The sequence below is a fragment of the Streptomyces buecherae genome (assembly GCF_014295035.1).
In the GTDB taxonomy this organism is placed as follows: Bacteria; Actinomycetota; Actinomycetes; order Streptomycetales; family Streptomycetaceae; genus Streptomyces; species Streptomyces youssoufiensis.
The window spans coordinates 4,075,031-4,093,373 of record NZ_CP060404.1 but is presented as its reverse complement, the minus strand read 5'-3'; the positions used below and the strand labels follow the sequence as shown (position 1 = coordinate 4,093,373).

The 18,343-nt window shown below is 74.3% G+C and carries 18 protein-coding genes; 7 read left to right on the top strand and 11 right to left on the bottom strand.

The annotated features are described in order from the left end of the window. The first annotated feature begins 98 nt into the window (after nucleotides 1–98). Nucleotides 99–929 (top strand): MerR family transcriptional regulator, encoded by an 831-nt coding sequence (locus tag H7H31_RS15635; protein WP_187060511.1) that lies wholly within the window; start codon nucleotides 99–101, stop codon nucleotides 927–929. A 67-nt stretch (nucleotides 930–996) separates the two neighbouring features. Here H7H31_RS15635 and H7H31_RS15630 read toward each other — a convergent pair whose 3' ends face one another. The 3 genes from H7H31_RS15630 to H7H31_RS33460 form a co-directional block, all read right to left on the bottom strand. Next, nucleotides 997–2,001: an endonuclease/exonuclease/phosphatase family protein gene (locus H7H31_RS15630; protein WP_372455948.1), complete on the bottom strand. Its 1,005-nt coding sequence runs from the start codon at nucleotides 1,999–2,001 to the stop codon at nucleotides 997–999. A 498-nt stretch (nucleotides 2,002–2,499) separates the two neighbouring features. Beyond that, nucleotides 2,500–2,682: a hypothetical protein gene (locus tag H7H31_RS15625; RefSeq protein WP_261905713.1), complete on the bottom strand. Its 183-nt coding sequence runs from the start codon at nucleotides 2,680–2,682 to the stop codon at nucleotides 2,500–2,502. Beyond that, nucleotides 2,652–3,500 (bottom strand): CAP domain-containing protein, encoded by an 849-nt coding sequence (locus H7H31_RS33460; protein WP_232109885.1) that lies wholly within the window; start codon nucleotides 3,498–3,500, stop codon nucleotides 2,652–2,654. Before H7H31_RS33460 ends, H7H31_RS15625 begins: the two co-directional genes overlap by 31 nt. An 852-nt stretch (nucleotides 3,501–4,352) precedes the next feature. Here H7H31_RS33460 and H7H31_RS15615 point away from each other — a divergent pair. Next, entirely contained in the window at nucleotides 4,353–4,748 is a 396-nt protein-coding gene (locus H7H31_RS15615) for a DoxX family protein (protein WP_187060509.1), read from the top strand. Nucleotides 4,749–4,929: 181 nt separating this feature from the next. Here the strand turns inward: H7H31_RS15615 and H7H31_RS15610 are convergent, their stop codons facing one another. Beyond that, nucleotides 4,930–5,853: a LysR family transcriptional regulator gene (locus H7H31_RS15610; RefSeq protein ID WP_187059657.1), complete on the bottom strand. Its 924-nt coding sequence runs from the start codon at nucleotides 5,851–5,853 to the stop codon at nucleotides 4,930–4,932. A gap of 74 nt (nucleotides 5,854–5,927) precedes the next feature. On the opposite strand from H7H31_RS15610, the gene H7H31_RS15605 reads away from it, so the two are divergent. The 4 genes from H7H31_RS15605 (at nucleotide 5,928) to H7H31_RS15590 (ending at nucleotide 9,719) form a co-directional block, all read left to right on the top strand. Beyond that, complete coding sequence (locus tag H7H31_RS15605; RefSeq protein WP_187059658.1) at nucleotides 5,928–6,236, top strand: hypothetical protein; 309 nt, start codon at nucleotides 5,928–5,930, stop codon at nucleotides 6,234–6,236. Between the two features lie 535 nt (nucleotides 6,237–6,771). Continuing rightward, nucleotides 6,772–7,824 carry an ATP-binding cassette domain-containing protein gene (locus H7H31_RS15600; protein WP_187060852.1) on the top strand — a complete coding sequence of 351 codons (1,053 nt, stop codon included), beginning with the start codon at nucleotides 6,772–6,774 and terminating at the stop codon, nucleotides 7,822–7,824. After that, nucleotides 7,821–8,693 carry an ABC transporter permease gene (locus H7H31_RS15595; protein WP_187060851.1) on the top strand — a complete coding sequence of 291 codons (873 nt, stop codon included), beginning with the start codon at nucleotides 7,821–7,823 and terminating at the stop codon, nucleotides 8,691–8,693. The genes H7H31_RS15600 and H7H31_RS15595 overlap by 4 nt, the downstream gene beginning before the upstream one ends. Before the next feature lie 240 nt (nucleotides 8,694–8,933). Continuing rightward, nucleotides 8,934–9,719, top strand: coding sequence for a VOC family protein (locus tag H7H31_RS15590; protein ID WP_187060850.1), 786 nt, complete (start codon nucleotides 8,934–8,936; stop codon nucleotides 9,717–9,719). A 177-nt stretch (nucleotides 9,720–9,896) separates the two neighbouring features. On the opposite strand, the gene H7H31_RS15585 is transcribed toward H7H31_RS15590, so the two are convergent. Both H7H31_RS15585 and H7H31_RS15580 read right to left on the bottom strand, forming a co-directional pair. Then, nucleotides 9,897–10,568 carry a class I SAM-dependent methyltransferase gene (locus H7H31_RS15585; RefSeq protein WP_187060849.1) on the bottom strand — a complete coding sequence of 224 codons (672 nt, stop codon included), beginning with the start codon at nucleotides 10,566–10,568 and terminating at the stop codon, nucleotides 9,897–9,899. A 399-nt stretch (nucleotides 10,569–10,967) separates the two neighbouring features. Next, the gene (locus tag H7H31_RS15580) at nucleotides 10,968–13,304 is read right to left on the bottom strand and encodes a heavy metal translocating P-type ATPase (RefSeq protein WP_187060848.1); all 2,337 of its coding nucleotides are present in this window, start codon (nucleotides 13,302–13,304) and stop codon (nucleotides 10,968–10,970) included. A gap of 281 nt (nucleotides 13,305–13,585) precedes the next feature. Here H7H31_RS15580 and H7H31_RS15575 point away from each other — a divergent pair, with 281 nt between their 5' ends. Beyond that, entirely contained in the window at nucleotides 13,586–13,798 is a 213-nt protein-coding gene (locus H7H31_RS15575; protein WP_187060847.1) for a hypothetical protein, read from the top strand. A gap of 449 nt (nucleotides 13,799–14,247) precedes the next feature. On the opposite strand, the gene H7H31_RS33950 is transcribed toward H7H31_RS15575, so the two are convergent. From H7H31_RS33950 to H7H31_RS15550, 5 genes are all read right to left on the bottom strand, one after another. After that, entirely contained in the window at nucleotides 14,248–15,615 is a 1,368-nt protein-coding gene (locus H7H31_RS33950) for a response regulator (protein ID WP_232109883.1), read from the bottom strand. A 219-nt stretch (nucleotides 15,616–15,834) separates the two neighbouring features. Continuing rightward, a complete protein-coding gene (locus H7H31_RS15565; protein WP_232109882.1) occupies nucleotides 15,835–16,686 on the bottom strand; it encodes a class I SAM-dependent methyltransferase in 852 nt (283 codons plus the stop codon). 128 nt (nucleotides 16,687–16,814) lie between these two features. Further along, entirely contained in the window at nucleotides 16,815–17,441 is a 627-nt protein-coding gene (locus H7H31_RS15560; protein ID WP_187060507.1) for a dihydrofolate reductase family protein, read from the bottom strand. Further along, entirely contained in the window at nucleotides 17,438–17,965 is a 528-nt protein-coding gene (locus H7H31_RS15555; protein WP_187060506.1) for an SRPBCC domain-containing protein, read from the bottom strand. The genes H7H31_RS15560 and H7H31_RS15555 overlap by 4 nt, the downstream gene beginning before the upstream one ends. After that, entirely contained in the window at nucleotides 17,962–18,300 is a 339-nt protein-coding gene (locus H7H31_RS15550; RefSeq protein ID WP_187060505.1) for an ArsR/SmtB family transcription factor, read from the bottom strand. Before H7H31_RS15550 ends, H7H31_RS15555 begins: the two co-directional genes overlap by 4 nt. Nucleotides 18,301–18,343: the final 43 nt, after the last annotated feature.

Genomic DNA, 18,343 nt, shown 5'->3' with positions numbered 1-18,343 from the left:
GTCACGGGATCGCGCCGCAGGTCAGGACGTGTGCCGGGGGGCCGTGGGCGAGTGGGCTTGACCATGACACCGTGTGAGGCCCTGCACTGGAGGGCGTCATGTTCAGCATCGGAGACTTCGCCAAGCACGGCCGCGTGTCGGTCCGCATGTTGCGTCACTACGACGCCATCGGGCTGCTGCGCCCCGCCCACGTCGACCCGTACACCGGCTACCGCGGTTACGAGGCGGGCCAACTCGCCCGCCTCAACCGCGTCATCGCCCTCAAGGACCTCGGTTTCACGCTCCAGCAGGTGCGGGCCGTGCTCGACGAGGAGGTGGACGTCGGTGAGCTGCGCGGCATGCTGCGGCTGCGGCGGGCCGAGGTGGCGGCGGCGATGGCGGCCGACGCGGCCCGGCTGGCCGGTATCGAGGCGAGGCTCCGGACGATCGAGAGTGAGGGAACCATGTCCGACCACGAAGTGGTGCTCAAGAGCGTGCCGGCGGTGCGGGTGGCCGAGTTGTCCGGCACCGCCGAGAGCTTCGGGCCCGAGCACATCGGCCCGGTGATCGGCCCGCTGTACGAGGAGCTGCACGGCCGGCTCGCGGCGGCCGGCGTCGCGCCGACGGGGCCCGCCATCGCGTACTACGAGCCGGCGCCGGGGGCCGGCCCGGAGGGGGCGGTCACGGTGCACGCGGGGATTCAGGTGGCGGTGGAGCCCGCGGCGGGCCAGCCGTTCGACGTGGTGGACCTGCCCGGCATCGAGCAGGCCGCGACCATCGTGCACCACGGCTCGATGGACACCATCCTGCCCACGGCCCAGGCGCTCGCCCGCTGGACCGACGCCCACGGCTACCGCTCCACCGGCTACGCCCGCGAGCTGTACCTCGACTGCGAGGGGGGCAAGGAGAGCTGGGTGACCGAGTTGCAGGAGCCGGTGGCGAAGGCGTAGCCAGCGGGGAGGGCACGGCTGGGGGCGCCGCGCATCGGTCGGCGCGGCGCCCCCGGCGCGCTCGCCGCTAGCCGTGCAGCTCCAGGTCGACGAGGAGCGCCCGGTGGTCGGTGTCGGGCAGGTCGACGAAGCGGGCCGCACGCGCCGACCACGCGTCGCTGACCAGCACGTGGTCGATCTGCGCGCCCAGCAGCGGGGTCGTCAGGGTGGGCCAGGACGGCGTGCGCGAGGCCCCCGCGAGCCGGGCGCTGTCCCGCAGGCCGGTGTCGAGGAGGCGGCGGAAGGCCGCGTGGTCCTGGGTGGCGTTGAAGTCACCGGCGATCAGGGTGGGCGCGTCGCCGCGCCGCTCGGCGTACGCGCGCAGCCGTCCCAGCTCGGCGCGCCAGACGTCCAGCTCGCCGGGCATCGGCGGCATCGGGTGCGCGACCTGCACCCGTACCCACCGTCCGGCGATCAGTGCCCGCGCGCCGGGCATCGCGAGCGAGCCCGGCACCCCGGGCTCGTTGCGCAGCGGGTACACGCTCAGGATCGCGGACCCCTCCGCCGGACCGCCGGCCGCGATGTTGCGGTACGGGTACGCCGCGCGCAGCGCGGGCGCCTCCAGCGCCGCCACGCACCGGTGGTCGCACTCCTGGACCGCGACCAGGTCCGGCCGCTCCCGCCGCAGCGCGGCCAGCAGCCCGTCGGTGGCCTGCCCGTACTCCAGGTTGGCGGAGAGCACGCGCGGCCGGGCGACCACGGGCCCGCTCGGCCCGCCGGCCCCGGCGCCCTCGTACGGCTGGAGGTACCAGCCCGTCGCGAGGAGAACGGCCAGCGCCCACGCGCAGCCGAGCGGCCACCGGGCCAGCGCCGCGAGGAGGAGGCCGAGCGCGGCGGGCAGCAGCAGCCAGGGCAGGAACGCGAGCAGTTGCGGGACGGGGGTGAAGCCGTCCGCGTCGGCGGCCCGGTGCCCGAGCACCACGCTGACCAGTACGAGCAGCAGCGCCGCGCACCCCGCGAGCACCCATCGGCCCACCCCGCGCGGCAGCCGCCCCGCGCCCCGGAGGCCCCGCGCCAGCCAGGCCCTCGTCAACCAGGTCCGCGCCTGCCGCGACCCGGTCGCGGTCGCGGTCGCGGTCTCCGAGGCGGTTCCCGTCACCGTCCCCGACCTCCCCGCGCGGGTCTCGGCCGTCGCGCCTCGGGGCGTCGCGTCCGCCGCCCCGCCGGTACCGTTCGCGCCGCGCGCGGCGTACGCGCCGCCCTCGGCGCCGCCCGGCTGCGGCTGGTCGGCGACTGCGTCCCGGCTGTCCACGCTGTGGTCCTTCGTTCGGCGGATGGGTGAGCCGCCGCGCCGTACGCGCCGCCGCCCTCGCCCCGATCCTCCTACACCGCCCTCCTGTACCGCTCCGGCACCGGGTCGGCCGGTCCCACGCCCACCGTTACTCCCGCGCTCACCGCGACCACGGGCACGACCACGGACACGGACGACTGGCGGTGGGCCGGTGACGGTGGCTCCGGAGGCGGCCACCGCCATGGCGCGCGGTGGCCCCGATGGTGCCCGTGTCGCCGTGCCGGGCGGCGGGCGGTCCGGTCAGCGGGCCGCCCTGCGGAGCCGCCGTTCCAGCTCGCGGGGCAGCGGGTAGGCGCGCTCCGGTGGCAGCAGCCGCTGGGCCTGGGCGGCCTTGCCACTGCGGAGCAGCGTCGCGGCCTTGCGGCGCGGGCCGCTCCCCGGGGCAGGGCGGGTCAGCGGCCCGTCGCGAACACCTGGGTCCACCAGGGGCCGCCCGAACCCTGGTCGACGCCTATGCCCATGTCACGGAACGAGCAGTTCAGGATGTTGGCGCGGTGCCCGGGGCTGTTCATCCACGCGTCCACGACCGCCTCGGCGTCCGCCTGGCCACGGGCGATGTTCTCGCCGACGCTGGACCAGGTGTAGCCGGAGCGCGTGACGCGGTCGCCGACCGTCGAGCCGTCGGGCCCGGTGTGGGAGAGCCGCTGCGTGTCGGCCATGACGCCCGCGTAGGTGTCGGCGACCCGGCCCAGGGTGCCGTTCGCGGTCAACGCCCGGCAACCCGCGTCCGCCCGCTCCTCGTTGACCAGCGCCAACACCTCCGCCGTGGTGCCGCCACGGCCCGCCTCGCGCGGGCCCTGGCCCTCGCGCCCGGGGCCCGCGTCGGAGGCCGGCCGGGTGGTCGGTCCGGGGCGGGACCCGCCGACGGTGCTGGCGGCCGGGTCGCCGGTCGTGCGGTCGGCGGAGCCGTCGCGCGCCGCCCCGTCGGCGGTCGCGCCGCCGGGCCGGTCGGCGCCGCTCCGTGGCCCGGTCAAACGGGAACTCCGCTCGCGCTCCGCCTTCTTGGCGGCGTCGGCCGACGGCCGCGCGCTCTTCGACGGACTCGGTCCGGGCGTTCCGGGCGACCGGTCCGCAGCGTTCGGCGTGGGCGACGCCTCCGCGGCCGGACTCGCGCTCTCGACGATACGGACCCGGTCGGCCGGGCCCGTCCCGTCAGCCACGGGACGGTCGCCCGCCCCGGAACCGTCGAGGGCGACGTACGCCGTGCCGCCACCGCCCGCGACCAGCACCGCGAGGGCCAACGGCGCCCAGATCGGCCGCCGTTTCGCTCGGCCCCGGTGGCCGCGCCGCGCCCGGTGTGAGCGCGGCGCACCGGCCATGTCCGCGCCGTGGGAGGCGTCGGTGGCGTCCACAGGGCCGGTGGAGCCGGCGGGGGCGGCGGTGTGGGTGGCGGACTGGGGGTCGGACCGCGGGGTGTTCGGTACGGGCTGAGGGGGTCTGGAAGAGGTGCGGCGACGTGCGCTCATGAGTTCGGGTCCTCCATGGGGGGTCGCACAAAGATTGCATACGAAGTGCCCGCGGTCACCCGTACGGGTGAGCGGTTCGCACCGCGCTCGGCCCGTACGAATCCGCTTATCTACCGAGGTTTTCCGCCCATCGGCGCGCGCCGTCGAGATGCGGCGCGGGCCCCGTCGTCGTGCCCGGCCGTCGGTGTCGCTTTCCGGCGTCCGGCCGCCCTCCCCTCGCGTGGACCGTCCGGCCGCGCCTCCCTCGCGTGGGCCGTCCTCGCGCCGCCCCGCCCCGGCCGGCGGTCACCGCGCGGGCTCTCCCCGTGGTCTGCCCCGGCCGGTCGCCGCCGTCCCTCCCCGCGTGCCGGGCCGACCCCGCGCATGCTGGTGGGGGTGGCTCGCGCGGCCGGGCCGTGTGCCGTCGCACATCGCCGTACGGGGGCCTTGATGCGCGGGCGCGGCATGTGGTTACTTACGAGTAAGAAGAGGTCTGTGCGGGCGCTGAGAGCCAGCCGCGCGGCGCGGACGGCCACCTTCCGCCGGGCGCCCGTACGACGCGTCGCGCGCCGGTCGGGCGCGCCGTCGAGGCTCCGTGGGTCGGCGGCGTCGGCCGGTCCGTGGCCCGCTCACCCGCTGGAGCTCCCGATGGCTGTCCCCCGCCCCACCGCTCCGCGCCGCACCGCCCGCGCGCTGGCCGGCCTGCTCGCCGGCGCCGGCGTCGCGCACTTCGCGGTGCCGCGCCCGTTCGACGCGATCGTGCCGCGCGCCCTGCCCGGCAGCCCCCGCACCTGGACGCACGTGAGCGGCGCCGCCGAACTCGCGCTCGCGGCCTGCGTCGCCCTGCCGCGCACCCGCCGCGTCGGAGCCCTCGTCGCGGCCGGCTTCTTCGTCGCCGTCTACCCCGCCAACGTCAAGATGGCCCGCGACTGGCAACACCGCTCGGCCCCGCTCAGGGCCCTCGCGTACGGCCGGCTGCCGATCCAACTGCCCTTGGTGGGTTGGGCGTTGTACGTGGCGAAGCGGGCGGAGGGGCGGGACTGAGGCGGTCGGGGCGTGGGGGCTCGTCCGACTGGGTTCGGCCGGGTGGGTGACCGGGCGCCCCGGTGCGGGTTCGGCCGGGTGGGTGACGGGGTGCCTCCGGGGCGGGTTCGGCCAGGTGGGTGACGGGGTGCCCCCGGGGCAGGCTCGGCCAGGTGGGTGACAGGCGCCCCCCGGGGGCGGGTTACGGGGGCGTGCGGTCGAGCCGGCGGGCGATGACGGCCTGCTCCTGGAGCGCGGTCAGGGCGCGGGCGATCACGGGTTGCTGCCGGCTGCCGCTGCGCACGCAGGTGAGCACGCGGCGGCAGGGCGGGGGGTCGCCGCGTACCGGCACCCGGGTCACGCCGGGGTGCGCGGTCAGCGGGACCAGTCGGGGCACCAGGCAGACGCCGAGGCCGTGCGCGATCAGGGCCAGGACCGAGGACCAGTCCCCGGCGTGGTGGTCCGTCCGGGGCGCGAACCCGGCCGCCCCGCACAGCGATTCGATCAGCCGGTGCTGGTCGTGGTGGGGCGCGATCCAGGTCTCGGCCGCCGTCTGCGGCAGGTCGACCACGTCCAGGCCGGCCAGCGGGTGGCCGAGCGGCACCACGAGGTCCTGCTGGTCGTCCATGAGCGGCTGCTGGTCGAAGCGCGGGTCGTCCACGGGCGGGCTGTCGGGCAGCGGCGTCAGTACGGCGATGTCGATCCGTCCGGACAGTAACTGCTGGTAGCACGCGCCGGTGTCGGTCTCGGTGATCCGCACGCGCAGCGGCGGCGCCGCGCGGTGCAGCGCGCTGGCGGCCGGCGCCAGGAGCGCCCCGAAGGCGGTCGCGAAGCCGCCGATGTGCAGGGTCGTGTGCTGGTTGCCCTCCTCGTCGGCCAGGTCGGCCCGTATCCGCTCCCACTGCGCGAACAGGCCGTCGGCGTGCCGCAGCAACACCCGGCCGGCCGGGGTCAGTCGCAGCCGGCGCCCGTCACGCACCAGCAGCGTCGCGCCCACCGCCTGCGAGAGTTGGCGAAGCTGCTGGGATACGGCGGAGGGCGACAGGTTCAGCGCCCGGGCGGTGGCCGTGACCGTGCCCTGGGCGTGCAGTACGCGCAGGGCCTGCAGGAGCCGCAAGTCAACCATGCGGGAATTCAACACGGTTCCGTGCTCAAACTTGCGATGGACGCGCACGAGGGTGTGGGCGGAGCCTGGGCCTCATGGAGATCCCAGGCGAGCAGAGCCACGGCAGCGATCCCGAACGGGCGTACCTCGACGGGACGGACCCCGCTCCGGCGCCCGACCTGGGCGCGGCCCCCGGCGCCGGCACCGGCCGGTGTGCCGACTGCGGCTGGCCGCTGGCCGAGCCGGTGCGGGTGGTCTCCCGGCACCGGACGACGGAGGGCGTGGTCGTGTACGCGCGGTGCGTCTGCGGGCGGCTGCGGGTGTGGGTCGAGCCGCGCGGCGGGGCGGCGCGGCGGCTGGTGATCGGCGGCACGGACGCGCCGCTGCCGTGCGGCGGGGAGTGAGCCGGGCGTAGGCGGAGGCCGGCGGGCGCCGGCGGAGGTGGGGCGGGCGGGTCCGGGGCGGCCGGGCCCGTCGGCGCGTGGGGCGCGCGGGGCGCGCGGAATCCACAACGACCCACGCTGAACTGGGCAGTTACATGATCCACAGGGCGTTGTCAGACCCCCGTACTACAGTCGTCAGCACTAGAACACCAGAGCGGATGTCACCCACAACCGCCAGGTCGCTCCCGGCGGTTCGGAGGCGTTCGAGGGTGTCGGTGCGCACCGACACCACCGCCGCGCCTCGCTGTCCAAGATCGCCACGTCACGAGTCCCCAACCCCCCAGCACGGTTCCCGGGCCAGGCCGAACCTCCGGAATGGCCCGCGGTCCTCCAGAGCTATACGTAACTGACATGAATTGCCCAGCAAAGCCGGGAATCGCCCCGCACCCCGTGGGACGCCCACCCCGGACCAGCCCCGACCCCCGAGCGCCGTCGTGCCCGCCCCACCAGCCTCCCCCCAGCCCCGACGGAAGCCGCCCGTGCGAGAGGAAAGACCATGAGTAAACCCGGAGCCGACCTGGCGATCGAGACATCCGGCCTGGTCAAAGTGTTCGGCGAGACCCGCGCCGTGGACGGGATCGACCTGGCCGTGCCCACCGGCACGGTGTACGGGGTGCTCGGGCCCAACGGGGCGGGGAAGACCACCGCCGTCAAGATGCTGGCGACGCTGCTGCGCCCGGACGGCGGCGAGGCCCGCGTCTTCGGCCACGACGTGCTGCGCGAGGCCGACGCGGTGCGCAGCCGGGTCAGCCTCACCGGGCAGTACGCGTCGGTGGACGAGGACCTGACCGGCATGGAGAACCTGGTCCTGCTGGGGCGGCTGCTCGGCCACCGCAAGCCGGCGGCCAGGGACCGCGCCGCGCAGCTGCTCGCCGCGTTCGGGCTGTCCGAGGCGGCGGGCAAGCAGGTCAAGCACTACTCCGGCGGCATGCGGCGCCGGATCGACATCGCCGCGAGCATCCTCAACACCCCCGACCTGCTGTTCCTGGACGAGCCGACCACCGGTCTCGACCCGCGCAGCCGCAACCAGGTCTGGGACATCGTGCGCGCCGTCGTCAGCCAGGGCGCCACGGTGCTGCTGACCACGCAGTACCTGGACGAGGCGGACCAGCTCGCCTCCCGGATCGCCGTCATCGACCGTGGTCAGGTCATCGCCGAGGGCACCAAGGGCGAGCTCAAGGCGTCGGTGGGCGCCGGGTCGGTGCACGTCCGGCTGCGCCACGCCCACCAGCGCCCGGAGGCCGAACGGCTGCTCGCCCAACACCTGTCCGCGCAGGTGCAGTTGGACCACGACCCGGTGGCCCTCACCGCCCGCGTCGGACTGGCGGGCAACGGTGACGGGGCCACGGAGCAGGCGGCCCGGGCGCTGCACGAGCTGTCCAGCGCCGGCATCACGGTGGACAACTTCTCGCTCGGCCAGCCCAGCCTGGACGAGGTCTTCCTCGCCCTGACCGACCGCCCCGCCACTCGCCCCGACGATCCGAACGACGACGCCCGGGGCCAGGCCGGCTCCGGCGGCCCGACCCGCAAGGAAGGGGCGGCAGCATGAGCACCGCACCGACGACCGACACCCGCCCCGCCCGCGCGGCCGGCGACGACGAACTCGCCCCGGTCACGGTCGAGAGCCTGGCCGCCGTGCTGATCGCCAAGGAGCGCCCACCCCGGCCCAGCGCCTGGTCCACGTCGCTGGCCTTCGGCTGGCGGGCCGTGCTCAAGATCAAGCACGTGCCGGAGCAACTCTTCGACGTCACCGCCTTCCCGATCATGATGGTGCTGATGTACACGTACCTCTTCGGCGGTGCGCTGGCCGGCTCCACCACGGACTACCTGCAGTTCCTGCTGCCGGGCATCCTCGTGATGAGCGTCGTCATGATCACGATGTACACCGGCGTCGCGGTCAACACGGACATCGAGAAGGGCGTCTTCGACCGCTTCCGCACGCTGCCGATCTGGCGCCCGTCGGCCATGGTCGGCTATCTCCTCGGCGACGTCCTGCGGTACGCGATGGCGTCGGCCGTGATGCTGACCGTGGGCCTGATCCTGGGATTCCGCCCGCACGGCGGAGTGGTCGGGGTGCTGGCGGGGATCGCGCTGCTGATGGTCTTCTCGTTCTCCTTCTCCTGGATATGGACCATGTTCGGGCTGCTGTTGCGGAGCGAGAAGTCCGTGATGGGCGTGAGCATGATGGTGCTCTTTCCGCTCACCTTCCTCAGCAACATCTTCGTGGACCCGAAGACCATGCCCGGCTGGCTCCAGGCGTTCGTCAACAACAGCCCGGTGACCCACCTGTCGTCGGCGGTCCGCGACCTGATGGACGGCGGCTGGCCCGGCGTGGAGATCGCCTGGTCGCTGGGGTGGTCCGGCCTGCTGGTCCTGGTCTTCGGCACGATCACGATGCGGCTGTACAACCGCAAGTGAGGCCACCGGGCGCGGCCACCCGGCGCGGCCGGGCCCGCGCCGGCCGCGCCCGCACCGGCCGCGGCCAGCGTACGGAGCCTGCCCGGCTGCGGGCTGGCGGGCGGCCCCGCCCGGCGCGCGGGCCTGGCCTGGCCGGACCGCGTCGAACGGCGCGCGGCGACGGTCGCTGCCATCCTGAGAGGACGGGGTGTGAGACCGCCCCACGGGGCCACGCTCAGACGACGTCGGAGGTCCAGCGACATGCTCACGACTCACTACGTGCCGGGCGCGCCGGTCTGGCTCGACCTCGGGGCGCCCGACACCGGGGCAGCCGCCGCGTTCTACGGCGGGGTCTTCGGCTGGGAGTTCCAGTCGGCCGGGCCCGACGCGGGCGGGTACGGGATGCTCCAGCTCGACGGCAGCACCGTCGCCGGGCTCGGGCCGCTGATGGAGGAGGGCGCCAGCCCGGCCTGGACGGTGTACTTCCAGACGGCGGACGCGGAAGCCACGGCCCGCGCGGTCGAGCGCGCGGGCGGCGCGGTCCGGGCGGAGCCGATGGACGTCTTCACGGCCGGCCGACTGGCCCAGTTCACGGACCCGACGGGCGCCGACTTCGCCATCTGGCAGCCCGGCGACACCAGGGGCATCGACGCCGTCAACGTGCCCAACACGCTGTGCTGGTCCGAGCTGCACACGACGGACGCGCAGGCCGCGGTCGACTTCTACCGCCAGGTGTTCGGCTGGGAGGCCGAGCGGACGCCGATGGCGGAGGTCGACTACACGGTCGTCTCGCCGCCGGGCGGCGGCCGGGACGCCGCGCACGGCGGCATCATGCAGTTCCCGCCGCAGGTCGAGGTGGGGGATCTGCGCTCGCAGTGGTACCCGTACTTCGAGGTCGAGGACTGCGACGTGGCCGTGTCCGCCGCCGTCCACCACGGCGGCACCGCCCTGACCGCCACGGACGACGCCCCGGGCCTGGGCCGGATGTCCATGGTCCTCGACCCGTTCGGCGCGCAGTTCGCGCTGATCACGAGCGAGGCGGGGTAGGGCTGCCGGGGTGCGGGGCCGCAACCCGCCACCCGTCGCCGCTCGACCGCCAGCCGCCAGCCGCCGCCAGTGGCCACCCGTCATCGGCGGCCACCCGCCACCGGCGGCGCCCCGCCGATCGGCCGATCCGCCCGCCGCCCGCCAACCGTCAGAACGCGCACCGTCAGGAGCGGGCGCTCACTCCTCCACCGTGGCCTCGAAGAGCGCGGTGCAGCCGTGCACCGTGAGGGTGAAGTCGGCGAAACGGGCGCTGAGTTCGCGGCGGAGGTCCTGCAGGCTGTCGTGCCGGTTGTTGAAGTCCTTGCTGGCGTTGAGGCGGTTCATGGCGGCCCGCGCCGCCTTGGTGACGGGCACGCCCTGGGAGAGCACGGTGCTGCCGAAGACCCTGCCGCCGGGGCGTACGCACGCGGCGGCGTGGTCGAAGGCGACGCCCTTGTGGGCGAAGTCGCCCGGCACGCAGTGCAGCATGAGGTTGAGGGCCGCCGAGCCGTGCGACCGCTCGGGGAGCGGGAACGGCTCCAACACGTTGCCCTGGACCGTGGACACCGTGTACTGGGACAGGCGGCGCTTGACGTGCGTCAGGCAGTGCGGGTTCATGTCGAGCAGCGTGATGCGCTGGTCGGCGCTCGGCATGGTGCATTTGCTCAGCAGGAATCCGGAGCCGACGCCGATGTCGAGGTGTTCGGAGGAGATGTTGCGGTTGTAGAGGCGCAGCAGTTCGCGGCGGGGGACCTTCCACAGCACCGGGCACGTGAATCCGTAGACGGTGAGGTCGTAAAACTTCAGGGTGGCGGGGTTGTAGCCTTTCTGTCCCGCCACGACGTCCTCGGGCGTGGGGATGATGGCCATGAGGCCCTCCTCGCGATCGTATGGTGCGCCTTGCGGTGAAGCCGGCCCCGGCGTGCGCGGAAAGGGGTGTGCGCGACGGGCGAGGCGGCTTCCGTGGGGATAGCGAAAAAGCGCGGCTAATGGGTTGGGGTGCGGGAATGCGGCGAAGGAGAAAGAATGCGTAAGGGAAGGGGGAAACGCATTCCCGCGGCTCGTTGAAGGATAACGGCCCGTGTCGCGAGGATAACGGGAAGCAGTCGCACTGTCGCCTGTGCAATGAAATGCGGATCATAGTATTAGCCGGCCGTCGAGGCGGGCAATATCTGCCGTTCACGCGTCAGCGGGGCCGGGAGAGTTCCCGGCCCCGCTGATGGTGGACCCCGAGGTTCCGCGCGCCGGTGCCGGCGCGCGCGGGCGCCGCTAGCTCGCCGCCCGGAAGCGGCGCAGCCGCAGGCTGTTGCCGACCACGAAGACCGACGAGAAGGCCATGGCGGCGCCGGCGATCATCGGGTTCAGCAGCCCGGCCGCGGCCAGCGGCAGCGCGGCGACGTTGTAGGCGAAGGCCCAGAACAGGTTGGACTGGATGGTGCGCAGGGTGCGCCGGGAGAGCCGGATGGCGTCCGCCGCGGCCCGCAGGTCGCCCCGTACCAGTGTCAGGTCGCCGGCCTCGATCGCGGCGTCGGTGCCGGTGCCCATCGCCAGGCCCAGGTCGGCCTGGGCGAGCGCGGCGGCGTCGTTGACGCCGTCACCGACCATCGCCACCGAGCGCCCCTCGGCCTGGAGCCGCTTGACCACGTCCACCTTGTCCTCGGGCATGACCTCGGCGATCACCTCGTCGATGCCGACCTCGCGGGCGACGGAGCGGGCGACGGCGGTGTTGTCCCCGGTCAGCAGGATCGGGGTGAGACCGAGGGCGCGCAGCCGGGCGACGGCCTCCGCGCTGGTGTCCTTCACGGCGTCGGCGACCTCCAGGACGGCGCGGGCCCGCCCGTCCCAGGCCACCACGATGGCGGTCCGGCCGGCGGCCTCGGCGGCGGCCTTGGCCTCGGCGAGTTCGGTGGGCAGCTCCATGGCCCACTCCGTCAGCAGCTTCTCCCGCCCGACCAGGACGGCGTGGCCGTCCACGACGCCCTGCACGCCGAGCCCGGGCACGTTGGCGAAGTCCTCGGGGGTGGGCAGCGACCCGACGCGCTCGGTCGCGCCGGCGGCGACCGCGCGCGCGATGGGGTGCTCGGACGCGTGCTCCAGCGCGCCGGCCAGCCGCAGCGCCTCGGCCTCGGTGGTGCCGGCCGTGGTGTGGGTGGCGAGCAGGGTCATGGTGCCGGTGGTGACGGTGCCGGTCTTGTCCAGGACGACGGTGTCCACGCGCCGGGTGGTCTCCAGCACCTCGGGCCCCTTGATCAGGATGCCGAGCTGGGCGCCGCGCCCCGTACCGACCAGCAGCGCGGTCGGCGTGGCGAGGCCGAGGGCGCACGGGCAGGCGATGATCAGTACGGCCACGGCCGCGGTGAACGCCGCGGTCAGGCCCGACCCGTTGCCGAGCCAGAAGCCCAGGGTGCCGACGGCCAGGGCGATGACGATGGGCACGAAGACCGCGGAGATCCGGTCGGCGAGGCGCTGGGCGGCGGCCTTGCCGTTCTGCGCGTCCTCCACCAGCTTGGCCATCCGGGCGAGCTGGGTGTCGGCGCCGACCCGGGTGGCCCGTACGACCAGGCGTCCGCCCGCGTTGAGCGTGGCGCCGGTGACCGCGTCGCCGACCGCGACCTCGACCGGCACCGACTCGCCGGTCAGCATGGCCGCGTCCACGGCCGAGCTGCCCTCCACGACCACGCCGTCGGTGGCGATCTTCTCGCCGGGGCGGACCACGAAGTGGTCGCCGACCGCGAGGTCCTCGATGGCGACGCGCTCCTCGCGCTCGCCGCGCACCACGGTGACCTCCTTGGCGCCCAGCGAGATGAGCGCCCGCAGCGCGGCCCCCGCCTTGCGCTTGGAGCGGCCCTCGAAGTACCGGCCGGCCAGGATGAACGCCGTGACGCCGGCCGCCGCCTCCAGGTAGATGTTGCCCGAGCCGTCGGTGCGCTCGATGGTCAGCTCGAAGCCGTGCGTCATGCCGGGGGTGCCCGCGGTGCCGAAGAACAGGGCCCACACCGACCACAGGAACGCGGCCCCGGTGCCCACCGATATCAGCGTGTCCATGGTGGCCGCGCCGTGGCGGGCGTTGGTGAACGCGGCGCGGTGGAACGGCCAGGCGGCGTACGTCACGACGGGGGCGGCGAGGGTCAGCGAGAGCCATTGCCAGTTCTCGAACTGCCAGGCCGGCACCATCGCCATGGCGATCACCGGGATGGCGAGCACCACGGCGGTGATCAGCCGCTGGCGCAGCGGGGTGAGCGGGTCGGGCCCGCCGTCGCCGCCCTCGCCGCCGGTGCTCCCCGGGGCGCGAGCCGGCGCGGAGCCGGTCGCGGGGGCGCTGGCGTCGCGCCCCTCGGCGCCGCCGTCGGTCGCGGCGGGGCGCCGCGGGCGGGCGGGGGCGGGCGGGGCCGCGGTGTACCCGGTGGCCTCGACGGTGCCGATCAGGTCGTCGACGGTGACCCCGTCGGCGAAGCTGACCTTGGCCTTCTCCGTGGCGTAGTTGACGGTGGCCGTCACGCCGTCGATGCGGTTGAGCTTCTTCTCGATCCGGGCGGCGCACGAGGCGCAGGTCATCCCGCCAATGGCGAGCTCGACCTCGGCCGGCTCAGTCACCGTGCTGGTCATCCCTTGACTCCTCACTCCCGGTGGGCGCGGGCACGCTCCCTGGTCCGTCCGCGCCCGCTGTCGCCAACGCTGTCGATCAATACCCCTAGGGGGTATCGTTCCTGCCCTTTCAGGTATACCCCCCAGGAGTACGAGACGCAAGGGTGCGCGGACGCTTGACTATGTACCCCCTGGGGGTATCTTCAACAGCGTGGACGCACGGATCGTCGGCCGCGCCAGCGACTGAAGACCGACTGGCCGCCAACTGATTACCGACTGAGAAGCAACCGAGGGAGTCCGCCATGCACACAGGTCTGAAGGTGGCCGCGTACGTCGTCGCGCTCGCCGCGACGTTCGGCACCGCGTACGGGGCGGGCACCGCCATCGACCCGGTGGCCGAGCCGAAACCGGCCACCCACACCGAGCACTCGCCCCAGCACCCGTCCGGCCACGCGCCGGACCGCGAGGCCGGACACGACTCCGGCCACGAGTCCGAGCAGCCCCACCAGCGCTAGCCGCGCCGCGCGATCCCGGGCCGCGCGTCCGGAATTGCTTGCGGGGCGGCAGGTAAAGCCCTCGTCGGCGAACCGATATTGGCTGGAACAGCATCCCGTACGTACATACGGGTCCCACCCCTACCTACCCCTGGGACGCGCACTCACCCCCTGGCGCCCTACCGCGCGCTCCATCCACTCGCCCCCCCCGCACGCCATTCCCCCGTCACCGCGCCGCCGCCCGTCGACGGTCACCGGGCGCCCTCCCCACCCGCCCCGCATTCCCCTGCGGGCGCGTTCCCGTACGCGTTCCCTTCCGTACTCCGCCCTTCGCCGAGTACGCGTCCACATTTCGACCCCCGCGCGCGCAGGCGGGATCGTACGCGCGCGCAAGAAACGCGTGCGAAAAGGGAAGGAAAGAAGAGCGAAGGAAAGGGAAGCGGAAAGTCGAGCGCCGAAGGGCGGGTTGCTCAGGGGATCGCCCGGAAATCGGAGAACCGGAAGTTCGGGAATCCGGTGTACGGGGTGGTGGCGTGGCGGGAGTAGTGGCGGCGCTCCAGGAAGATCTCGGTGAAGGTGGAGACCTTGGCCCGCAGCGCCCACGGGTCGACGGGCTTGGCGATGTAGTCGACGGCGCCCGCGGCGTAGCCGCGCGAGGAGTGTTCGGGGTCGGCGCCCATGGCGGTGAGGAAGAGGAGGGGGATGTCGCGGTTGCAGGGGCGGCGCTTGATCTGGGCCGCGGTCTCGTAGCCGTCCATCTCCGGCATCTGCACGTCGAGCAGGATGACCGCGAAGTCGTCGTGGTCGAGCAGGGCCTTGAGCGCCTCCCGCCCCGAGGTGGCCGCGACGAGTTCCTGCCCCAGGGTGGCGAGCACCGCCTCCATGGCCAGCAGGTTGTCGCGCTGGTCGTCCACGATGAGGATCTTCGGGCGCGGCCCCGCCCCCCAGGTCGCCGCGGCGGGCGGCGGGTAGGTCGCCGCCGGGTGCTGCGCCGGCCTGCCGGCGGTGGCCGCCCCGGCCCGGCTGGCGGTGGTGGCGGTGGCGGTAGCGGCCGTGGCGGTGGGGTGCGCGGCGGCGGAGGCGTGGGCGGTGGCGTACGGCGGGGCGTGGGTGAGGGGGGAGAGGCCGACCGCCTCCGCCTCGTCGGCCGCGTGCGTCTCGCCGGACGCCACGCCCTGCGCCTCCACGGCGGCGAGTTGCCGTTCCAGGAGCTGACACCGGTCCTCGGCGAGCATGCCCCGGCGGCGTACCTCCTCCAACTCGTCGGTGAGCCGGCGTACTTCCTGGCGCAGCCGGTCCTGTTCGTGGAGGAGCTGTTCGCGGTCGTGGTCGGGGCAGGCCAACTCCTGTTCCAGCGTCTCGACCCGGGCCCGCTCCGCCGCCCACGCCGCCTCCAACTGGCCGAGCCGCACCTCCAGGTCGGCGATCCGGTGCTGGCGCTCCAGCAGCGCCCGGCCCAGCGCGTCCTCGGTCAGGGTGGCGCTGCGCGCCGCGCGGTCGGCGTCGGCGAGCTGGTTCTGCAACACCTCGACGGCGTGTCCGACCGAGCCGCTGGTGTGGATGGCGGCCCGGTGTCGCTCGCGGAGCAGTTCCACCGCGTCCGGCGTGGTGGGCACGGAGCGCGCCGCGGCCAGGTCGGTGAGCAGGTCGAGCACGAACTCCCACGGCGGTACGCGGGTGCCGCTCAGGTAGCGCGAGATGGTGCCGGGGTCGCGGTAGCGGCGGGCGGCGTAGCGCCGTACGGAGATTCCGAGGCCGGCGAACAGCTCGCGGAGCATGACGGCGAACTGCCGGCACTCGTCGCTCAGGTCGTCGGCCAGCGGGCGCAGTTCGCCCATGGTTTCCCCCTGCGGGTGTCCGGGGCCCCTCCCCGCCTCAAGCGGCGGTCGCGGCGCGCGCCGCCGAACCCACGCGCACAGCTTGGCGCAGCACCAGGGCGTTGCACGGCACGCACCGCCCTGCCGGCAACACCCGGCAACGGGCGGGTCGTCCGTCCCGCCACGGGCGCCCGGCGGCCGGCCCCCGGGCGCCCGTGGCGCCCTTCCGTGGTGCGGGGGTTACGGCGTGGCGCGTGCCCGCAGGGCGAACATCAGGGGGATCTTCGGGTCGTGGTCGGGCAGCCGCCACCAGCCGCCGTCGGCCGGCACCATGCCCGGGAAGCGCGGCCACGGCAGCAGCTCGGTCTCGCGCAGCACCTCGATGGACAGGCCGGCGCCGAGCAGCGCGGTGACGATGTCACCGAGCCCGTGCCGCCACTCGTAGCAGGTGGTGGCCTGGTCGAGCGGCGGGCCGTCGGTGTACGTGTGGGCCACCTCGACCCGCAGCGGCCCGCGGCCCCCCAAATAGTCCTGGCGCAGCCGCAGGTGCTGCTCGCCCGGCTCGGGCACGGCGCCGAGCGACTGGAGCAGCGGGTGGAACTCCACCAGGTACAGGAACCCGCCGGGCCGCAGCAGGCCGGCCACGGTGCGGGCCCAGCGGGCGAGGTCGGGCAGGTACCACAGGGCGCCCTTGCCGGTGTAGACGACGTCGAAGCGCCGCCCGTCGAGGGCGTCGACCGCGTCGTGCACGTCGGCCTCCACGTACGTCACCTCCCGGCCCGCGTCGCGCGCGATGCGCCGCGCCTCGGCCACGGCCGCGCCCGAGAAGTCGAGCCCGGTGGTGGTCGCGCCGCGCTCGGCGAACGCGAGGGTCTCGGTCCCCAGGTGGCACTGCAGGTGGAGGACGTCCCGGCCGGTGAGGTCGCCCAGGTCCGGCCATTCGAAGTCGGCGAACCAGTGGCCGCTGTCGCGGGCCTCGTTCAGGCCGTAGAACTCGCTGGCCACGTGGATGGGCGTGCGGGCGTCCCAGTTGTTCCGGTTGACGTCGATCATCTCGGCGACGTTGCTGGGTTCGTGTTCGTCGGCAGTCACGCGCCCTTTGTACGTCGCGAGCGCGCGCCCCACTAGTGCGCCGTGCGCCCCCTTGCGCGCCGTATGGATCACACGGACCGTGCTGGCCGGGGGTTCCGGGCCTCCCCCGTGGCGTGACCCGGCGCCTCCTAGGTGAAGGCGGCGACGCCCTCGTACGTGCCCAGCGGCGCCTGGCCCGTCGTCTCGTACTCCAGGAGCAGCAGGCCGTTCGGCGTCGCCTCGTGGTGGGCCAGGCGGAGGCCGGACGGGGCGCCCGGGCCGGTCAGCAGGCGCCGGCCAGTGCGCAGGACCGTGGGCGCGACGACGAGGCGGAGCGTGTCGACGAGGCCCGCCGCCAGCAGCGCGTCGCCCAGCCGGGCGCTGCCGTGGATCTGGAGTTCCCGGCCCGGTCGCGCCCTCAGCTCGGCGACGGTCCGGGCCGGGTCGCCCCTGAGCACGGTCGTGGGGTGCCAGGTCCCCTCGGTCAGGGTGTTCGACACGACGTACTTCGGCAGCGTGTTCATCCGCTCGGCGAACGGGTCGGCCGGGTCGGTGATCGCCGGCCAGTCGCGGGCGAACGCCTGGTAGGTGCGCCGGCCGAGCAGCAGGCCGTCGGCGAGGTCGAGCCAGTCGGAGGCGCGCTGGACGAACGTCGCGTCCATGTGGGGCACGAGCCAGCCGCCGGCGGTGAACCCGTCGCTGGTGTCCTCGTCCGGCGAGCCGGGGCCCTGACAGACGCCGTCGAGGGTGACGAACTCGGTGAGGCTGATCTTCATCGCGGGTCGCCACCCTCCGTGCTCGTGCCGCGCGGACCCGGGCCCGTGTTCCGCTGGTCAGCGCTCTCGCTGAACGCGGCCAACTGGCCGACGACCGTGCCCCAGCCGTCGGCGAAGCCGAGCTTCTCGTGCAGGGCGCGGGCCTCCGGGTCGCCGTGCCGGACGACCAGCCGGTACTCCGTGCCCTCCGGGTGGTCGCCGAAGGTGATGGTGGCGGTCATCGCGACCGGGACGGGGTGCGCGGGCCGCCAGGTGCCGTCGACCGCGTTGGTGAAGACGATGCGCTCGCCCGGGTCGACGGCGAGGAAGCAGGCGTCCAGATGGGGGACGAACGCGCCCCCGCCGTCGCTCAGCCGGGTCACGAAGGCACCGCCGGGCCGCAGGTCCAGGCGGTCGACGCGGCAGCGGGACGGGGCCGGGACCCACCACCGCTCAAGCCGGGCCGGGTCGGCCCAGGCGCTCCACACGGTGGCGCGCGGGGCGCGGATGACCCGCGCCAGCGCGAGGTCGAGATCGGGGTTCACGGGCTGTTCTCCTCCGGCTTGGTGACGAACTCCTCGAGTCGGTCGGTGCGCTCCGCCCAGATCCGGCGCTGCTCCGCGAGCCAGTCGTCGACGAGGGCGAGCCGCTCCGGGCTGAGCACGCACGTGCGCACCCGGCCGGTCTTGACCGTGCGTATGAGTCCGTTCGATTCGAGGGTGCGTACGTGCTTCATGAACGACGGAAGGGTCATCGGGAACTCGCTGGCGAGGTCGCCGACGCTCAGCGGCCCGTGGCCGAGGCGCCGGATGACCGCGCGCCGGGTCGGGTCGGCGAGGGCGACGAGCACGCCGTCCAGTTGCGCCGAATGCTGTGCCATGCGGCTAAGTATTGGGGCCGACGAAGGTAAGCGCAAGGGCTAA

Excerpts from the sequence above, each read along its gene's own strand:
- H7H31_RS33950 (WP_232109883.1), bottom strand. The coding sequence starts at position 15,615 with ATGGGCGAACTGCGCCCGCTGGCCGACGACCTGAGCGACGAGTGCCGG.
- H7H31_RS15550 (WP_187060505.1), bottom strand. The coding sequence starts at position 18,300 with ATGGCACAGCATTCGGCGCAACTGGACGGCGTGCTCGTCGCCCTCGCC.
- H7H31_RS15560 (WP_187060507.1), bottom strand. The coding sequence starts at position 17,441 with ATGAAGATCAGCCTCACCGAGTTCGTCACCCTCGACGGCGTCTGTCAG.
- H7H31_RS15615 (WP_187060509.1), top strand. The coding sequence starts at position 4,353 with ATGGCTGTCCCCCGCCCCACCGCTCCGCGCCGCACCGCCCGCGCGCTG.
- H7H31_RS15610 (WP_187059657.1), bottom strand. The coding sequence starts at position 5,853 with ATGGTTGACTTGCGGCTCCTGCAGGCCCTGCGCGTACTGCACGCCCAG.
- H7H31_RS15585 (WP_187060849.1), bottom strand. The coding sequence starts at position 10,568 with ATGGCCATCATCCCCACGCCCGAGGACGTCGTGGCGGGACAGAAAGGC.
- H7H31_RS15590 (WP_187060850.1), top strand. The coding sequence starts at position 8,934 with ATGCTCACGACTCACTACGTGCCGGGCGCGCCGGTCTGGCTCGACCTC.
- H7H31_RS15595 (WP_187060851.1), top strand. The coding sequence starts at position 7,821 with ATGAGCACCGCACCGACGACCGACACCCGCCCCGCCCGCGCGGCCGGC.
- H7H31_RS15580 (WP_187060848.1), bottom strand. The coding sequence starts at position 13,304 with ATGACCAGCACGGTGACTGAGCCGGCCGAGGTCGAGCTCGCCATTGGC.
- H7H31_RS15575 (WP_187060847.1), top strand. The coding sequence starts at position 13,586 with ATGCACACAGGTCTGAAGGTGGCCGCGTACGTCGTCGCGCTCGCCGCG.
- H7H31_RS15600 (WP_187060852.1), top strand. The coding sequence starts at position 6,772 with ATGAGTAAACCCGGAGCCGACCTGGCGATCGAGACATCCGGCCTGGTC.
- H7H31_RS15635 (WP_187060511.1), top strand. The coding sequence starts at position 99 with ATGTTCAGCATCGGAGACTTCGCCAAGCACGGCCGCGTGTCGGTCCGC.
- H7H31_RS15605 (WP_187059658.1), top strand. The coding sequence starts at position 5,928 with ATGGAGATCCCAGGCGAGCAGAGCCACGGCAGCGATCCCGAACGGGCG.